The following is an 18171-nucleotide window of genomic DNA, read 5'->3' as shown; positions in this document are numbered from 1 at the left end:
GGACCTCGGGCCCGGGCCTAAGGCCCCCTGCCCCCGGCAGATGCGGCATGCGCCCGATGCCCCGCCACCCCCTGGGACGCGAAGCTTGGATCACACCGAACGAGGTGCCGAGCAACACACACCAGGGAGTACGAGATGTTCGAGTACGAGATGGCCGCAGCCCGCAGCGCCGACCTCATCCGCGAGGCCGACGCGTACCGCCTGATGCGGGAGGCCAAGAAGGCGCGCCGCGCCTCGTCGCGAAGCCAGGAACCCGAAGGGTCGGTGAGAGGGCACCGGAACCGCTTCACCCGCGCCGCGTAAACCGCGTCGCGAACCGTGGCAACTGACACGTGATGAGAAGCGCACCGATAACGAGTGCCGCCGGGCCGGACGTCTGTGCGATGCTCGGCGACGTGGAGACCAGATCTGTCAGCCCGGTGTTCGTCGGCCGAGCCGACGAACTGGCCGTACTCACCGACGCACTCACCCGCGCCGCCGACGGGGAACCGCAGGCGATGCTCATCGGGGGAGAGGCCGGAGTCGGCAAGACCCGCCTCACCGAGGAGTTCCTCTGCGAGGCGGCCCGCCGCGGCGCGGTGGTCGCCGTCGGAGGCTGTGTGGAGATCGGGGCGGAGGGACTTCCCTTCGCCCCGTTTTCGACTGCCCTGCGCACGCTGCACCGCCGGCTCCCCGAGGAGCTCGCCGCCGCGACCGCGGGCCAGCAGGACGAACTCGCCCGGATCCTCCCCGAGCTCGGCGACACCCCGCGCGGCCCGCACGACGAGGAAAGCACCGCCCGGCTCTTCGAACTGACGGCCCGGATGCTGGAACGGCTCGCCGCCGAACGCACCGTGGTCCTCGTCCTGGAGGACCTGCACTGGGCGGACACCTCCACCCGGCACCTGCTCTCCTACCTCTTCCGCTCCCTCGCCGGCGGCCGGCTCGTCGTCGTCGCCACCTACCGCGCGGACGACGTCCACCGGCGCCACCCGCTGCGCCCCCTCCTCGCCGAACTGGACCGGCTCCGCACCGTCCGGCGCATCGAGCTGCCCCGCTTCAACCGGGCCGAGGTGCGCCGCCAACTCGCCGGGATCCTCGCCTCGCAGCCCGACGAGGAATTCGTGGACTCCGTCTTCGACCGCTCCGACGGCAACGCCTTCTTCGTCGAGGAACTGGTCGCCTCCCGGGAGAGCGGATGCCGCGCCGGGCTCACCGAATCCCTGCGCGACCTGCTCCTCGTCCGCGTCGAGGTCCTCCCGGACGAGGCCCAGCGCGTGGTGCGGATCGTCGCCGAGGGCGGCTCCACCGTGGAGTACCCGCTGCTGCGCGCCGTCGCCGGGCTCACCGAGGACGAGCTGATCGAAGCCCTCCGGGCGGCCGTGGGCGCCAACATCCTGCTCGCCACCACCGACGGCGACGGCTACCGCTTCCGCCACTCGCTGGTCCGCGAGGCCGTCAGCGACGATCTGCTGCCCGGCGAGCGCTCCCGCGTCAACCGCCGCTACGCCGAGGCCCTGGAGGCCGACGAGTCCCTGATCCGCGCCGAGGAGCGGATCATCCGGCTCGCCAGCTACTGGTACCACGCGAACGACCCGTCCAAGGCGCTGCCCGCCGCACTCGCCGCCTCGGTGGCCGCCCGCCGCCGGCACGCCCACTCCGAGCAGCTGCGCCTGCTGGAACGGGCGATGGACCTGTGGGAGAGCGCCCCGGAGGAGGTCCGCGAGGCGCTGCGCCCGGCGGACTACACCGAGGTGTACCCGCCGTGCGGCTGCGACCCGTCGACCACCCCGCTCCAGCACCTGGACCTGCTGGCCGAGGCGACCGTCGCGGCCCGCTACGGAGGGGAGCGGGAACGCGCCCTGAAGATCACCAAGACGGCGCTGCGCCTGCTGGACGACGGCCACGACCCGCTGCGGGCCGCCTGGTTCTGGACCGAGCGCTCCCGGCTGGTGGCCGGCCTGGGCCGCGGGGACGGCTGGGAGGAGATCGCCAAGGCCCAGGAACTCGTCCAGGGGCTGCCCCCGTCCCAGGTGCACGCCGAGGTCCTGGTCCGGGCCGCGGGCTGGGGCATGCTCCACGACCCGGGCCCGGGCAACCTTGCCGCCGCCGAACGCGCCGTCGCCTACGCGCGGATGGTCGGCGCCGAGGAGGTGGAGCTCAACGCCCGGATCACGGTCGGCTGCCTGCTCACCGACTCGGGCACGGGCGAGGCCGGCCTCGCCGAGCTGCTCGCGGTCAAGGAGCGGGCCACCGAACTCGGGCTCACCGTGCTCGCGGGACGTGCACATATCAACCTTTCCTCTCAGTTGGAAGCCATGGGGCGGTCGAGGGAAGCCGTCGAGCTGGCCGAAGAGGGGGCCGAACTCGTCAGCAGGTCCCGGCTGTTGGACACCGAGGCCTGGGTGCGCGGCAATCTGGCCGAGAGCCTCTACAGCCTCGGCCGCTGGGACGAGGCCGCCGAGGCTGCCCGGCGCACGCTGCTCGTCGGGCAGAGCGCGGCCCCGCGCGGCTCCGCCGCCTCCCGGCTCGCCTATCTGGCGCTGGCCCGCGGCGAACTGACCGAGGCGTCCCACCAGCTCGCCGCCGCCCACGCCCACTTCGGCACGCACGACACCCAGCCCCAGCACCGGATCCCGCTGTACCGCCTCGCGGTCGGGGTCGCCGCGGAGGAGGGCAGGATCGCCGACGTGCGCGCCGAGACCGCCGCCGCCGTCGCCTACGGATTCCCGCTCGGGCAGCACCGCTACGCCTGGCCGCTGCTGCTCGCCGCCGCCTCCGCCGAGGCGGACGCCCGGGGACTCCCCGCCGCCGAAGCCGGCCGGGACGCCGCCCTGGACGTGCTGCGCGACGCCGCCCGCCGGCTCGCCACCCCGGTCCCGGTGTGGGCCGCCCACGCCGAGTACCTGCGCGCCGAGCTACTCCGGGCGCAGGCGCTGGACACCGTCGCCGACTGGACCGCCGTCGAGGAAGCCGTCCGCCCGCTGGAGCGCCCGTACCTGCTGGCCAGGGCCCACCACCGGCTCGCCGAGGCCCTGCTGGCCGCGGGCGGCGACCGCGAGCCGGCGGCCGCCCTGCTCCGCGCGGCCTACGCCACCGCCGACCGCCTCGGCTCACGCCGGCTGCGCGAGGACCTGGCCCTGCTGGCACAGCGCGCCCGGCTCCCGCTCAGCGCCGTCGGCGCGGCCTCGGAGCCGCCTCCACCGCAGGCCGACCCGGTCGAGGCACTCGGCCTGACCAGCCGCGAGCGGGACGTACTGCGCCTGGTGGCGGCCGGCAGCACCAACCGCAAGATCGCCGAGGAGCTCTTCATCTCCCCGAAGACCGCCAGCGTGCACGTCTCGAACATCCTGGCGAAGCTGGGCGTCGCAGGCCGGGGCGAGGCGGCGGCCGTCGCCCACCGGCTGCGCCTCTTCGCCCCCTCCGGGCCCGTCAGTGCGCAGCCGGAGGATGCTCGCCGGGGCGTATGAGCACCTTGCCGGACTCCAGGTCTATCGGACCCCGTCCCGGGTCCCCGTCATTGACGTCGACCCGGGACAGCTCCAGCCGCTTCTTTTCCTCGTCCGTGTGCTTGCGCCCCGGATTGAACAGCTCCTCGATCATGTTGAACACCGCGCCCACCGCACCTTTCGCCCCCTGCCGGGGCCATGCCGGTTACCGCACCGTCAGTGTCAGGATCCTGTCGTCGCCCGCTTCCGGCGACCCGCGCCCATCCGTCTCGCTCGTGACCAGCAGCAATCTGTCCCCGCCGAGGGCCACCACCGTCCGCAGCCGGCCGTACTTCCCCTCCAGGAAGGCCTCGGGCTCCGCCACCGGCACCGCCCCGGCCAGCGGGATCCGCCACAGCCGGTTGCCCTTCAGCCCGGCCATCCATATCGACCCCTCGGCCCAGGCGATCCCACTGGGCGAGGCCTCATCGGTCTTCCACACGGCCACCGGATCCCGGAATCCCGGCTTGCCGGCCTTCCCCTCGGCCTCGGGCCAGCCGTAGTTCGCGCCCGGCTCGATCAGATTCAGTTCGTCCCAGGTGTTCTGGCCGAACTCGGCCGCCCACAGCCGCTTGTCCTTGTCCCAGGCCAGACCCTGCACATTGCGGTGCCCGTAGGAATAGACGACCGAATCCGCCTCCGGGTTGCCGTGCACCGGATCCCCGTCCGGGGTCATCCGCAGGATCTTGCCGCCCAGCGACTTCTTGTCCTGCGCGAGCCCCGTCTCACCGGTCTCGCCCGTCCCCGCGTAGAGCATCTTGTCCGGGCCGAAGGCGATCCTGCCGCCGTTGTGGATCAGGCCCTTGGGGATCCCCCGGAACACCGTGTCGGGGGCGCCCAGTTGCTGCCCGGCAGGCCGCTGCTCGTCATAGCGCATCCGGGCGATGCGGTTGTCGGACTCGGTCGTGAAGTACGCGTACACCAGCCGGTCCGAGGCGAAGGAGGGCGACAGCGCCAGACCCATCAGCCCGCCCTCCCCGCCCGGGGCCACCCCGGGCACCTTCCCGATCTGCGTCACCGCGCCCGAGCCCACCGCGACCCTGCTGATCGTGCCCTTGTCCCGCGAGGCCACCAGCAGGTCCCCGCCGGGCAGCGGGGCCACGCCCCACGGGGACTCCAGCCCCTTGGCGACCTCGCCGGTCACCGTCACGGCACCCTTGGCCGGCGGGCCGGCGGCCTCCGGCGAGGCGGACGCACCCCCCGAGGCCGACGACGAGGCCCCCGGCGATCCGGAGCCCGGAGAGGCCGTCCCCGGTGGCGAGCCGCCCGGCCGCGCCCCTGGGCCGCCCTCCGGCGAGCATCCTGCCGCCAGCAACGCCCCGCACCCGGCCAGCGCGACCGCCGCCAGCACACCCCGCCGCCCTGCGCCCTGCCCCGCGTACTCCACGTTCCCCGTGCTCCCCGTGTTCCCCACGCGCCTCACGGTCCCCACCCGTCCGTATCGCATCGCCCTGCTCCCTTCCGGTCCCTCCGATCGTGCCCTTTCATCTGTCTCAACAGCCCGGACACTTCTCGAAGTTCCATCACTCGTACACCCGATCGAGTGGTTGTCGGTCAGTCCCAGGCCTCCACCGCGACCGGGAGCGCCGCGATCTCGGCCAGATCCCCTGCCGTGAGTCGCACCTCCGCCGCCCGGGCGTTCTCCGCCGCCCAGTGCGCCCGGTCCGCCCCCGGCACCGGAACCACCTGCGGCCCCTGCGCCAGCACCCACGCCAGCGCCACCTGCGCCGCCGTGACCTCGGGCCCGTGCCGCCCCGCCACCCGCCGCAGCCCCGCCACCAGCCCCTGGTTCGAAGCCATCGCGTACGCCGTGAACCGCGGATGCCGAGCCCGTACGTCCTCGGACTCGAAGCCCTCGCCCGGCGTGAGCGTCCCGGTCAGGAACCCGCTGCCCAGCGGCATCGCCGCCAGGAACCCCACCCCGCGCGCCGCGCACCACGGCAGCAGCTGCCACGCCGCCTCCGGCGACCACACCGACAGCTCCGCCTGGACCGCGCTCACCGGGAACACCTGCTGCGCCCGCTCCAGGTGCCGCACGGTCGTCGCGTACGCGCGGTCCCCGCGCCGCCCCGCCCCCGGTCCGGCCCCCGCACCCAGCGCACAGAACCCGAGCGCCCGCACCTTCCCCGCGCCCACCAGCTCCGCCATCGCCCCCCACGTCTCCTCCACCGGCACGTCCGGATCCACCCGGTGCAACTGGTAGAGGTCTATGACATCGGTCCGCAGCCGCCGCAGCGAGGCGTCGCAGGCCCGCCGCAGATAGCCGGGCCGCCCGTCGGCCACCACGTGCTGATCACCCGCCCGCAGGCCCACCTTGGCCGATATGAACGCCTCCGACCGCCGCTCCCGCAGCACCCGCCCGAGCAGCAGCTCGTTGGTGAACGGCCCGTACACATCGGCCGTATCCAGCAGGTTCGACCCCAGGTCCAGCGCCGCATGTACGGCGGCCAACGACTCCTGACCCCGCCGGCGCGAAGGCGCGTACGCCCAGCTCATCGGCATGCAGCCGAGCCCGATGGCGCCCACCGTCAGCGCCCCCGCCCCGATCGACCTGCGCTCCACCCGTGCGTCCCCCTCCTGCTCCCGCCCCCAAACTAACGGCTTGATCCGCATCCCTTGGCATAGCCTCCTGATCATGACCGCAAAGACCGCCGACGTCTGGCTCCCGTTCCCCGCCGAGGAGATCGAAGGCCTCCCCGACACCTTCCGGTACCGCCTCTGGGACGGCGAGGACGCCTTCCCGGCCGATCCGGCCGACTGCCTCTTCTACGTCACGCCCTACATGAAGTCCCCCGAGGTCACCGTCCGGCCGCTGGCGGCGATGCCCGCCCTGCGGGTCGTGCAGACCCTGACCGCCGGCATCGACCACGTCCTGGGCGGTCTCGGCGACCTGCACCCCGGCGTACGGCTCTGCAACGCGGCCGGTGTCCACACGGCGAGCACCGCCGAACTCGCCCTCACCCTGGTCCTCGCCTCCCTGCGCGGCATCCCCGGCATGGTCCGGGGCCAGGACCGCGAGGAGTGGCACGGCGGCTTCTACGAGGCGCTCGCCGACAAGTCCGTCCTGATCGTCGGCTACGGATCGATCGGCGCGGCCGTCGAGGACCGGCTCGTGCCCTTCGAGTGCGGGCGGATCGCCCGCGTCGCCCGATCCGCGCGCGACAGTGCCCGCGGCCCCGTCCACGCGCTGGCCGACCTGCCCGAACTCCTGCCGCAGGCCGATGTGGTGATCCTCACGACGCCGCTGACCGACGCCACCCGCGGCCTGGCCGGCGCCGCGTTCCTCGGCCGGATGAAGGACGGCGCCCTGCTCGTGAACGTGGCGCGAGGCCCTGTCGTCGACACCAAGTCCCTCCTGGCGGAGGTGGAGTCGGGCCGGCTGCGCGCGGCGCTCGACGTCACCGACCCGGAACCGCTGCCCGCCGGGCACCCGCTCTGGCATGCTCCGAATGTCCTGATCACGCCTCATGTGGGCGGCAGCAGCTCGGCTTTCGAGCCCCGGGCCAAGCGCCTGCTGGCACGCCAGCTGACCCGGTTCGCCGCCGGAGAGCCCGTGGAACACACGGTGCTGATCACCGAGTGACGTGCGATGCGCACGCTCCGCAGTCACCCGGATGCACTCAGTGGGTGCAACTCCCCCATGGTAACGGAGAGTAGAGAAGGTATGTCCCTGAGTGACGAAAGTGGTGTATCGTCCGGAAGAAGGGGCTGCGCCAGGAACGTCTGGCGCTGGGGAGTGATCGGACACTTTGGGGGGCGACGGGCGATGCACGGCCAATGGACGAAGGATCCGACGCGGTACAGCCGCCGGAGGCGACGCTGTCGAGACTGGGCTGCACCGGAACAAGTCGGCGAGGGGGACCGGTGAGTGCCCCGGGGGCGGCGCTCCTGAACCGCCCGTCCCTCTCGGGCGGAGGCAAGGGCCTGGCGATGCAGCTGCTCCTGGCGGTGATCAGCGGCGGGTACGCCGTCGGTGCCGCCCTCAACTGGGGGTCGGAGGAAGTCGCCGAGATCATGGGCGACTTCGGGCTCAGCGCGGCCGGCTTACTCGCCGCGGTCTCCTGCTACACCTACGCGCGGGCCATCGACAGCCGTGAACGCCCCGCCTGGCTGCTCTTCGCCTTCTCCTCCCTGATGGGCGCCGGCGGCAACGCCGTCTGGGGCTGGTACGAGGTGATCCTCGGCCAACCCGTGCCGAAGCCCTCGCTCGCCGACTTCGCCTTCCTCTGCTTCGCCCCGCCCGCCATCGTGGGCCTGCTCGTCCTCGCCAAACGGCCCGTCACGCGTGCCGGCTGGGTGTGCCTCGGGCTCGACTCCTGGCTCATCGGCGGCTCGCTCCTCACCCTGTCGTGGAGCCTGGCCCTCGCCCACGCGGCGCGGACCGCCCAGTCCGGCGCCCCCGGCAGCGTCCCGCGCGCCGCGCTCTCCCTCGCCTACCCGCTCCTGGACATCGCGCTGGTCTCGATGGTCCTGGTCCTGCACTTCCGGCGGTCCGAGACCAACCGCTCCGCCGTCAACACCGCCATCGCGGCGCTGGCCCTGACCGTGCTCAGCGACGCCCTCTTCACCTCGCCGCTGCTCAGCGCCGGGTACCAGTCCGGGCAGCTGCTCGACGCCGGCTGGTTCGCGGGCTCGCTGCTGCTCGCGTACGCGCCCTGGGGCGCCCGGCGCGTCCACCCCGGCCCGGAGCCCGCCGGCCACCCGCGCGCCGAGCGTCCGCACAGCCGCCCCATCACCGGCTCGCTGCCCGCCCTCACCCCCTACCTGGCGGCCGCGGTGTGCACCCTGGGGATCCTCTACAACGTCGTCGACGGCCGGAAGGTCGACCGGATGGTCGTCTTCACCGGCTGCACGGTCGTGCTCGCCCTCGTCATCCGCCAGGGCATCATGCTCCTCGACAACATCGCGCTGACGCAGGAGCTGGCCCAGAAGGAGAACCACTTCCGCTCCCTGGTCCAGGGCTCCAGCGACGTCATCATGATCGCCGCGCCGACCGGCACCCTGCGCTACGTGAGCCCCGCCGCCGCCGGGGTCTACGGCCGTGAGGCGGAGGAGCTCGTCGGCACCGAGCTCGCCACCCTGATCCACCCCGACGACCTCGGCCGGGTGGTCCACGAGGTGCGCCGCTTCCTCGCCGCACCGCCCACCGAGGAGCCCACCACCCGCATCGAGTGCCGGTTCAAGTCGGGCGGCGGCGAGTGGCTCAATGTGGAGTCCACCGTCAACCGCCACCAGGGCGGGCTCATCCTCAACAGCCGGGACGTCACCGAGCGGGTCCGGCTCCAGGCACAGCTCCAGCACAGCGCCGAGCACGATCCGCTCACCGACCTGCCCAACCGGGCCCTGTTCACCCGCCGGGTCCGCCAGGCCCTGACCGGCCGGCGCGCGGGCGACCACAGCACCGCCGTGCTCTTCATCGACCTCGACGGCTTCAAGGCCGTCAACGACACCATCGGCCACCAGGCGGGCGACGAGCTGCTCATCGAGGCCGCGCGCCGGCTCCAGGACTCGGTCCGGGCCGGGGACACCGCGGCCCGCCTCGGCGGCGACGAGTTCGCCGCGCTGATCCTGGGCGACGGCAGCCGCGACCGCAGCGCCCGCGAGTACCAGGTGCACGAGATCGCCGACCGGCTGCGCACCACCCTCTCCCAGCCGTACCGGATCGCCGGGAGCGAGGTCCGGGTCGCCGCCAGCATCGGCGTGGCCTTCGCGGACCCCGGCATCACCCCTTCGGACCTGATGCGCAACGCGGATCTCGCGATGTACCGGGCCAAGGCGGGGGGCAAGGACCGCGTCGAGCTGTACGCCCCGCAGATGCAGGCCGAGACCGTACGGAAGGCCGAACTGGCGGGGCGGCTGCGGACCGCGCTGCACGAGGGCGAGTTCGCCCTGCTGCACCAGCCCGTGGTGTCGCTGGCCACCGGCGAGATCTCCGTGGTGGCCGCCCAGGCCCGCTGGCGGTCCGCCCAGGGGATCCTCTTCACCCCGGCGGAGTTCCTCCGGGTGGCCGAATACAGCGAGGGCGCCGCGTCCGGGGCCGGCCCCGATGCCTCGCGCACCGCCGAGCTGGGGCGCTGGCTGCTGGAGCAGGCCGTGGAACAGGCCGCCGACCGGCACCGGGCCGGGCACGACGCACCCGTGGCCGTCCGGATGACCGCCCAGCGGCTCCTCGACCGCGCCGTGCCCCTGGGCTCCGTGGAAGCCCTGCTGACCCGGCACGGGCTCCCCTCCGGGGCCCTGGTCCTCGAGCTCGCGGTATCCGACCCCAGAGTGCCCTTCGACGACCTGGAGCGCCGCCTCACGGCCCTGCACCGGCTCGGCGTGGGAATCGCCCTGGACGGCTTCGGCAGCGGCTACGCCGCCATCAGTGCCCTGCGCCGCCTCCCGGTGGACATGCTCAAGCTGGACCGCGGCCTGGTGGAAGGGGTCGTCGAGTCCGCCCGCCTCCACAAGATCACGGCAGGATTGTTGCGGATCGCAAATGATCTGGGCATGCAGTCCGTGGCCGACGGGGTGGACCTCCCCGAACAGGTGATGGCCCTGCGTGCCATGGGGTGCACCCACGGCCAGGGAATGGCCTTCTCCGGGCCACTCGACGAATACAGGCTGCGCCGCGCCCTCGTGCGCGGTACGTTCCCAGTACCGGGTGGAGCGGTCCAACCCGCCCTGGCCGGAGGTTCGCCCGGGGGCTCGATGGCCATCCGCAGAGGCTCACATAATGAGACGCCCGTCCCACCTACTTGACATCACCCTCCCGCCGGAGGGAGGGTCAGTGCCATGCGCACCCGAATTCTCGTACTTGGAAAGCGCGTCGGCTGAAGCCGGGACCAGCATGTCCCCGCTCAACGCACCCGACGCGCTCCCCTCGCTTGCCTCCTGGCACGAGGGGTTTTTTGTTGCACTGGCACAGAGTCGAATCCTCGTAAAACCCTCAGCTTCGAGAAGAGAATGCCGATGACCGAGCAGGCCACCGGGGCCCACCATCCGCAGCCGCGGCCCCGTTCCGGCGGACAGCAGTCCGCCGCAGTTGAGCACGTCACGGGCGCGCAGTCCCTCATCCGCTCTCTCGAAGAGGTGGGGTGCGACACCGTCTTCGGTATTCCGGGCGGCGCCATCCTCCCCGCGTACGACCCGATGATGGACTCCAAGAAGGTCCGTCACATCCTGGTCCGCCACGAGCAGGGGGCCGGCCACGCCGCCACCGGCTACGCGCAGGCCACCGGCAAGGTCGGCGTCTGTATGGCCACCTCCGGCCCGGGTGCCACCAACCTGGTCACCCCGATCGCCGACGCGCACATGGACTCCGTCCCGCTCGTCGCGATCACCGGCCAGGTCTCCTCCAAGGCGATCGGCACCGACGCCTTCCAGGAGGCGGACATCGTCGGCATCACCATGCCGATCACCAAGCACAACTTCCTGGTCACCAAGGCCGAGGACATCCCGAGGACGATCGCCGAGGCGTTCCACATCGCCGCCACCGGCCGTCCCGGCCCGGTCCTGGTCGACATCGCCAAGGACGCGCTCCAGGCGAAGACCACCTTCTCCTGGCCGCCCACCCAGGACCTCCCCGGCTACCGGCCGGTCACCAAGCCGCACGCCAAGCAGATCCGCGAGGCCGCCAAGCTCATCTGCCAGGCCAAGCGCCCGGTCCTGTACGTCGGCGGCGGCGTCATGAAGTCCGGCGCGACCGCCGAGCTGAAGGTCCTCGCCGAGCTGACCGGGGTCCCGGTCACCACCACCCTGATGGCCCTCGGCTCCTTCCCCGACAGCCACCCGCTGCACGTCGGCATGCCCGGCATGCACGGCGCGGTCACCGCCGTCACCGCGCTCCAGAAGTCGGACCTGCTGATCGCGCTCGGCACCCGCTTCGACGACCGCGTCACCGGCAAGCTGGACAGCTTCGCCCCGTTCGCCAAGATCATCCACGCGGACATCGACCCGGCCGAGATCGGCAAGAACCGCGCGGTCGACGTCCCGATCGTCGGTGACGCCCGCGAGGTCATCGCCGACCTGATCCAGGCCGTCCAGGCTGAGCACACCGAGGGCAACGCCGGCGACTACACCGCCTGGTGGAACGACCTGAACCGCTGGCGCGACACCTACCCGCTGGGCTACGACCTGCCCGAGGACGGCATGCTGTCGCCCCAGCAGGTCATCGAGCGGATCGGCGCGCTCGCGCCGAAGGGCACCATCTACGCGGCCGGCGTCGGCCAGCACCAGATGTGGGCCTCGCACTTCGTCAAGTACGAGGAGCCCCGCACCTGGCTGAACTCCGGCGGCGCCGGAACCATGGGCTACGCGGTCCCGGCCGCGATGGGCGCCAAGGTCGGCATGCCGGAGCGCACGGTCTGGGCGATCGACGGTGACGGCTGCTTCCAGATGACCAATCAGGAACTGGTCACCTGCGCGCTGAACAACATCCCGATCAAGGTCGCGATCATCAACAACGGCGCGCTGGGCATGGTCCGCCAGTGGCAGACCCTGTTCTACAACCAGCGGTACTCCAACACCGTGCTGCACGCGGACGAGACCGGCCACGACACGGTCGGCTCCCAGCTCGGCGAGTCCGTCGCCCCCCGCAAGGGCACCCGCGTCCCGGACTTCGTCAAGCTGTCCGAGGCCATGGGCTGCGTGGCGCTGCGCTGTGAGGACCCGGCCGACCTGGACAAGGTCATCGCCGAGGCCAACGCGATCAACGACCGCACGGTCGTGATCGACTTCATCGTCCACGAGGACGCCATGGTGTGGCCGATGGTCGCCGCCGGCACCTCCAACGACGAGGTCATGGCAGCCCGGGGCGTCCGTCCCGACTTCGGCGACAACGAAGACGACTGAGCCGAGAGAGCCTGAGAGAGAGAACGACTCACATGTCCAAGCACACGCTCTCCGTCCTGGTCGAGAACACGCCCGGCATCCTCGCCCGGATCGCCGCGCTGTTCTCCCGCCGCGGGTTCAACATCGACTCCCTCGCGGTCGGTGTCACCGAGCACCCCGACATCTCCCGCATCACCATCGTCGTGAATGTCGAGGACCTGCCGCTCGAGCAGGTGACCAAGCAGCTGAATAAGCTGGTCAACGTGCTCAAGATCGTCGAGCTGGAGTCGCACAACGCGATCGAGCGCGAACTCGTTCTGGTGAAGGTCCGCGCCGACAACGAGACGCGGTCGCAGATCGTCGAGATCGTCCAGCTGTTCCGCGCCAAGACGGTCGACGTCTCCCCGGAGGCCGTCACCATCGAGGCCACCGGCGGTGCCGACAAGCTCGGCGCGATGCTCAAGATGCTGGAGCCCTTCGGCATCAAGGAGCTCGTGCAGTCCGGCACGATCGCCATAGGGCGTGGCGGGCGGTCCATCACGGACCGCAGCCTGCGGGCGCTCGACCGCAGCGCCTGACCGTCCGGATCATGCGTCAGTTCGCATTGCGTCAGTTCGCATAGCGAGACCCGAAACTCAGATTCCGTTCCCCGCCGTACGGTGGGAGCAACACCAGCGCACCAAGGAGATATCCCAGTGGCCGAGCTGTTCTACGAGAACGACGCCGACCTGTCCATCATCCAGGGCCGCAAGGTCGCGGTCATCGGTTACGGCAGCCAGGGCCACGCCCACGCGCTGTCGCTCCGTGACTCCGGCGTCGACGTCGTCGTCGGCCTGAAGGAGGGCTCGAAGTCCAAGGCCAAGGCCGAGGAGCAGGGCCTGAAGGTCGTCCCCGTGGCCGAGGCCGCCGAGTGGGCGAACGTCATCATGATCCTGACGCCGGACCCGCTGCAGGCCGAGATCTACGAGGAGTCCATCAAGGACCACCTCAAGGACGGCGACGCGCTCTTCTTCGGCCACGGCTTCAACGTCCGCTACGGCTTCATCAAGCCCCCGGCCAACGTGGACGTCGCCCTCGTCGCCCCGAAGGGCCCGGGCCACCTCGTCCGCCGCCAGTACGAGGAGGGTCGCGGCGTTCCGTGCATCGCGGCCGTCGAGCAGGACCACTCCGGCAACGCCTTCGCCCTCGCGCTCTCGTACGCGGCCGGCATCGGCGGCACCCGCGCCGGTGTCATCAAGACCACCTTCACCGAGGAGACCGAGACCGACCTGTTCGGTGAGCAGGCCGTCCTCTGCGGTGGCGCCTCCGCCCTGGTCAAGGCCGGTTTCGAGACCCTGACCGAGGCCGGCTACCAGCCGGAGATCGCGTACTTCGAGTGCCTGCACGAGCTGAAGCTCATCGTGGACCTCATGTACGAGGGCGGCCTGGAGAAGATGCGCTGGTCGGTCTCCGAGACCGCCGAGTGGGGCGACTACATCACCGGCCCCCGCATCATCACCGACGCCACCAAGGCCGAGATGAAGAAGGTCCTCGCGGAGATCCAGAGCGGCGAGTTCGCCAACACCTGGATGGCCGAGTACAAGGCCGGTCTGCCGAAGTACAACGAGTACAAGAAGGCCGACGAGGCGCACCTGCTGGAGACCACCGGCAAGAAGCTGCGCAAGCTCATGAGCTGGGTCGACAGCAGCGAGAACTGATCTTGCGGCGGCGGGGCCGGGACGCTGGGTCCCGGCCCCGCCGGCGTAGTGCTCAGACCTGCGTCGGACGGGCCGGAACGCGCTCCTCGTGCACCCGGCTTGTCCAACCCGGCCAACCACGGAAGGGTGATCCTTCCGTACAGGCGGAAATCCGGTCCGTCAGCGCTTATACACTGCTCAACACAACGCGTCAGGCCCACAGTGTCGTGCGTCTTCCACGCGGCTACCCCCTCCACCGCCTGCGGCCGTCGGGACGGCCGTCCGCACTGGACTTGTGAGGACCCACGTGAGCTCGAAACCTGTCGTACTCATCGCCGAAGAGCTGTCGCCTGCCACCGTGGAGGCGCTCGGCCCCGACTTCGAGATCCGGCACTGCAACGGCGCTGACCGCGCCGAGCTGCTGCCCGCGATCGTCGACGTCGACGCGATCCTCGTCCGCTCCGCCACCAAGGTCGACGCCGAGGCCATCGCCGCCGCCAAGAAGCTGCGGGTCGTCGCCCGCGCCGGCGTCGGTCTGGACAACGTGGACGTCTCCGCCGCCACCAAGGCCGGCGTGATGGTCGTCAACGCCCCGACCTCGAACATCGTGACCGCCGCCGAGCTCGCCTGCGGCCTGCTCGTCGCCACCGCCCGCAACATCCCGCAGGCCAACACCGCCCTGAAGAACGGCGAGTGGAAGCGGAACAAGTACACGGGTGTCGAGCTCAGCGAGAAGACCCTCGGCGTCGTCGGCCTCGGCCGCATCGGCGTCCTGGTCGCGCAGCGCATGTCGGCCTTCGGCATGAAGATCGTCGCGTACGACCCCTACGTACAGCCCGCGCGCGCCGCCCAGATGGGCGTCAAGATGCTGACGCTGGACGAACTCCTCGAGGTCGCCGACTTCATCACCGTGCACCTGCCCAAGACCCCCGAGACCCTCGGTCTCATCGGGGACGAGGCCCTGCACAAGGTGAAGCCGTCCGTCCGCATCGTCAACGCCGCCCGCGGCGGGATCGTGGACGAGGCCGCGCTGTACTCGGCCATCAAGGAGGGCCGCGTCGCCGGCGCCGGTCTCGACGTGTACGCGAAGGAGCCCTGCACGGACTCCCCGCTGTTCGAGCTCGACCAGGTCGTCTGCACCCCGCACCTCGGCGCGTCCACGGACGAGGCCCAGGAGAAGGCCGGTGTCTCGGTCGCCAAGTCGGTGCGCCTCGCGCTCGCCGGTGAGCTCGTACCGGACGCGGTCAACGTCCAGGGCGGCGTCATCGCCGAGGACGTCCGTCCGGGCCTGCCCCTCGCCGAGAAGCTCGGCCGCATCTTCACCGCCCTCGCGGGCGAGGTCGCGGTCCGCCTCGACGTCGAGGTCTGCGGCGAGATCACCCAGCACGACGTCAAGGTGCTCGAACTCTCCGCGCTCAAGGGCGTCTTCGAGGACGTCGTCGACGAGACGGTCTCCTACGTCAACGCGCCGCTCTTCGCGCAGGAGCGCGGTGTCGAGGTCCGTCTGACCACCAGCTCGGAGTCCCCGGACCACCGCAACGTGGTGACCGTCCGCGGCACCCTGTCGGACGGCCAGGAGGTCTCGGTCTCCGGCACCCTCGCGGGCCCGAAGCACCTTCAGAAGATCGTCGGCATCGGCGAGTACGACGTGGACCTGGCGCTCGCCGACTTCATGGCCGTGCTGCGCTACGCCGACCGCCCGGGCGTGGTCGGCGCCGTCGGCCGCATCCTCGGCGAGGCCGGCCTGAACATCGCGGGCATGCAGGTCGCCCGCGCCGAGGCGCACGGCGAGGCCCTCGCGGTCCTCACCGTCGACGCGGAGGTCCCGGCGGCCGTCCTCGCGGAGATCTCGGCCGAGATCGGCGCCGTCTCGGCGCGCACGGTCAGCCTCGGCTGACCCGTACGACACGGCGAAGGGCCCGGGGGGAGACCCCCGGGCCCTTTCGCGTTCCGCCGGACACCGCGCCCTTGCGGCGATCAGTTGTACGTCGGCACCTGCATGCCGGCTCCGGGAACCTCGGCCTGCGCCGCCGCGGGCGGGGCCGGGGCTTCGATCCCCCGCATCAGGGCCGCGGCGAGCAGCGCCGCCCCGAGCAGCAGCGCCGTACCGCCCCAGGCCGCGTACTGCATTCCGTGGACGAAGGCCTCGCGGGCCAGGTTCAGCACCTGCTCACCGGCGGCTCCGCCGAGCTGCCGGGCGGTGGCCACCGCCCCGCCCAGGGTCTCCCGCACGGCGGGCTCGGAGTCCGCCAGGTCGCTGCGGTAGACCGCGGTGCCCAGGCTGCCCAGCACCGCCATGCCGAGCGCGCCCCCGAACTCCTGGCCCGTCTCCAGCAGCGAGGCGGCGGATCCGGCCTTCTCGGCGGGGGCCGAGGCCAGCGCCATGTCCGAGACCAGGGACATCACGGTGACGATGCCGGAGGCCAGCGCCCCGGCGCCGATCAGCAGCAGCCACAGGGAGTCGGTGCCCACCAGGCTGATCAGGGCGAAGCCGGCGGCGGCGAGGACGAACCCGCCGGCGATGACGTAGGCCCGCTCCACCTTCTGGGCCAGGGCCGCGGAGACCGGGGCCGCGGCGCCGATCACCACCGAGGGGGCCAGGCTCCACAGGGCGGCTTCCAGGGTGCCCATGCCCAGCACGGACTGGAGGTACTGGGTGGTGAAGTAGGCCGAGCCCATCATGGCGAAGGCGGCGATGGTGTTGAGGCCGATGCCCGCCCCGAATCCGCGCCGGCCGAAGAGGGCCCGGGGGACCATCGCGTCGTCACGGCTGCGCTGGCGGCGGACGAAGACGTACCCGAAGGCCAGGCCGAGGGCGAGCGAGCCGAGGTGGAGGGGCTCGAAGCCGTCGGCGGCGATCTCCTTGAGGCCGTAGACGACCGGCAGTACGGCAGCCATGGACAGCGGGACGCTCAGGAGGTCGAAGCGGCCGGGGGCCGGGTCCTTGAACTCCGGGACCAGCACGGGGACCAGGACCAGCAGGAGCAGCATCGCGGGCACGTTGATGAGGAAGACCGAGCCCCAGTAGAAGTGGTTCAGCATCACACCGCTGAGCACCGAACCGAGGGCGATTCCGCCGGTCATGGCCCCGGACCAGATGGCGATGGCCTTGCCGCGCTGCCTGTCGTCCTGGAAGAGGTTCCGTACGAGGGCCAGCGTGGAGGGCATCAGGGTCGCGCCGCCGATGCCGAGCAGGACGCGGCAGGCGATGAGCATCTCGGCGCTGGTGGCGTACCCGGCGCCGATCGAGGCGACGCCGAAGGCGGTCGCGCCGATCAGCAGCAGCTTGCGGCGGCCGATCCGGTCGCCGAGCGAACCCATCGTGATCAGCAGGCCGGAGAGGGCGAAGGCGTAGCTGTCGAAGATCCAGAGCTGCTGGGTGGCGCTCGGGTCGAGCTGCTCGGTGATGGCCGGGATGGCGAAGTAGAGGACGGAGACGTCCATCGAGACGAGGAGCAGGGGCAGCACGAGAACGGTGAAAGCGATCCATTCGCGGCGGCCGGCGAGGCGCACTGTGGCGGCGGGGTTCGTCATGAGGAGGAATGTACAGCTGTCATAAACGCTTGTCTAGAACGGTTGTGTAGAACTTTTGTCTAGGACAACTGTCTTGCTACGGTGTGGGCATGGGACATCGCGAAGATCTGCTCGAAGGCGCCAAGAAGTGCCTGGTCGAGAAGGGGTTCGTGCGCACCACCGCGCGCGACATCGTCAGCGCCTCCGGGACGAACCTGGCGTCCATCGGCTACCACTACGGCTCGAAGGACGCCCTGCTCACCCAGGCCTTCATCGCCTTGATGGAGGAGTGGGGCGAGGTCTTCCAGGACGGCCTGGAGGGTGAGGGCGGCTCGCTGGAACGCTTCCGCGCGCTGTGGGAAGGCGTCCTCGCGCAGCACGAGAAGTCCGGCCGGATCTGGGCGGCCAGCCTGGAGGTCGCGCTGAGCGGGGACCAGCGGCCGGAGCTGCGGGCCATGCTCGCGGCCTCGCAGGGCGAGGGGCGCCGCGGCCTGATCTCGATGCTGACCGGTACGCCGGAGGACCGGCTCGACGAGCGGGACGTGCGCACGCTCGGCGCCTTCTACCAGGCGCTGCTGAACGGCCTGATGATCCAGTGGCTGTTCGATCCGGAGTCGGCGGCCACCGCCGAGGAGTTCACCGAGGGCATGCGGCGGGCCGCCGCCGCGCTCCCGCGGGTGCCGGGGGAGGACCCGGCGTAA

The 18171-nt window shown here is 71.5% G+C and carries 13 protein-coding genes; 9 read left to right on the top strand and 4 right to left on the bottom strand.

Annotated elements, in window-relative coordinates; translation table 11 throughout:
- Positions 1-135 precede the first annotated feature (135 nt).
- Together ACFWBN_RS20865 and ACFWBN_RS20860 are read left to right on the top strand one after the other, a co-directional pair.
- Positions 136-303 (top strand): hypothetical protein, encoded by a 168-nt coding sequence (locus ACFWBN_RS20865; RefSeq protein WP_385178368.1) that lies wholly within the window; start codon positions 136-138, stop codon positions 301-303.
- Between the two features lie 80 nt (positions 304-383).
- Positions 384-3449, top strand: coding sequence for a BREX system ATP-binding domain-containing protein (locus ACFWBN_RS20860; protein WP_385178445.1), 3066 nt, complete (start codon positions 384-386; stop codon positions 3447-3449).
- On the opposite strand, the gene ACFWBN_RS20855 is transcribed toward ACFWBN_RS20860, so the two are convergent.
- From ACFWBN_RS20855 to ACFWBN_RS20845, 3 genes are all read right to left on the bottom strand, one after another.
- Entirely contained in the window at positions 3412-3591 is a 180-nt protein-coding gene (locus tag ACFWBN_RS20855) for a DUF6191 domain-containing protein (protein ID WP_385178367.1), read from the bottom strand. The two genes, ACFWBN_RS20860 and ACFWBN_RS20855, sit on opposite strands and share 38 nt — an antisense overlap.
- Positions 3592-3633: 42 nt before the next feature.
- Positions 3634-4914: a PQQ-dependent sugar dehydrogenase gene (locus ACFWBN_RS20850; protein ID WP_385178366.1), complete on the bottom strand. Its 1281-nt coding sequence runs from the start codon at positions 4912-4914 to the stop codon at positions 3634-3636.
- 107 nt (positions 4915-5021) lie between these two features.
- Positions 5022-6029 carry an aldo/keto reductase gene (locus ACFWBN_RS20845; protein ID WP_385178444.1) on the bottom strand — a complete coding sequence of 336 codons (1008 nt, stop codon included), beginning with the start codon at positions 6027-6029 and terminating at the stop codon, positions 5022-5024.
- 73 nt (positions 6030-6102) lie between these two features.
- Between ACFWBN_RS20845 and ACFWBN_RS20840 the strand changes: the two genes are divergently transcribed.
- From ACFWBN_RS20840 to serA, 6 genes are all read left to right on the top strand, one after another.
- Entirely contained in the window at positions 6103-7050 is a 948-nt protein-coding gene (locus ACFWBN_RS20840) for a 2-hydroxyacid dehydrogenase (protein ID WP_385178365.1), read from the top strand.
- 347 nt (positions 7051-7397) lie between these two features.
- The gene (locus tag ACFWBN_RS20835; protein ID WP_385178443.1) at positions 7398-10211 is read left to right on the top strand and encodes a putative bifunctional diguanylate cyclase/phosphodiesterase; all 2814 of its coding nucleotides are present in this window, start codon (positions 7398-7400) and stop codon (positions 10209-10211) included.
- Positions 10212-10415: 204 nt separating this feature from the next.
- The gene (locus ACFWBN_RS20830) at positions 10416-12302 is read left to right on the top strand and encodes an acetolactate synthase large subunit (protein WP_385178364.1); all 1887 of its coding nucleotides are present in this window, start codon (positions 10416-10418) and stop codon (positions 12300-12302) included.
- Positions 12303-12334: 32 nt separating this feature from the next.
- Positions 12335-12859 (top strand): acetolactate synthase small subunit, encoded by a 525-nt coding sequence (ilvN, locus tag ACFWBN_RS20825; protein WP_031150278.1) that lies wholly within the window; start codon positions 12335-12337, stop codon positions 12857-12859.
- Positions 12860-12976: 117 nt separating this feature from the next.
- The gene (ilvC, locus tag ACFWBN_RS20820; RefSeq protein WP_376680983.1) at positions 12977-13978 is read left to right on the top strand and encodes a ketol-acid reductoisomerase; all 1002 of its coding nucleotides are present in this window, start codon (positions 12977-12979) and stop codon (positions 13976-13978) included.
- 286 nt (positions 13979-14264) lie between these two features.
- Positions 14265-15854 carry a phosphoglycerate dehydrogenase gene (gene serA / locus ACFWBN_RS20815; RefSeq protein WP_385178363.1) on the top strand — a complete coding sequence of 530 codons (1590 nt, stop codon included), beginning with the start codon at positions 14265-14267 and terminating at the stop codon, positions 15852-15854.
- 80 nt (positions 15855-15934) lie between these two features.
- Here serA and ACFWBN_RS20810 read toward each other — a convergent pair whose 3' ends face one another.
- Positions 15935-17491 (bottom strand): MFS transporter, encoded by a 1557-nt coding sequence (locus tag ACFWBN_RS20810; protein ID WP_385178362.1) that lies wholly within the window; start codon positions 17489-17491, stop codon positions 15935-15937.
- An 89-nt stretch (positions 17492-17580) separates the two neighbouring features.
- On the opposite strand from ACFWBN_RS20810, the gene ACFWBN_RS20805 reads away from it, so the two are divergent.
- Entirely contained in the window at positions 17581-18171 is a 591-nt protein-coding gene (locus ACFWBN_RS20805; RefSeq protein ID WP_385178361.1) for a TetR/AcrR family transcriptional regulator, read from the top strand.

It is taken from the genome of Streptomyces sp. NPDC059989 (assembly GCF_042736975.1).
Classification (GTDB): domain Bacteria; phylum Actinomycetota; class Actinomycetes; order Streptomycetales; family Streptomycetaceae; genus Streptomyces.
The sequence above is the reverse complement of the archived record's forward strand: the minus strand, read 5'-3'. Positions and strand labels throughout refer to the sequence as shown.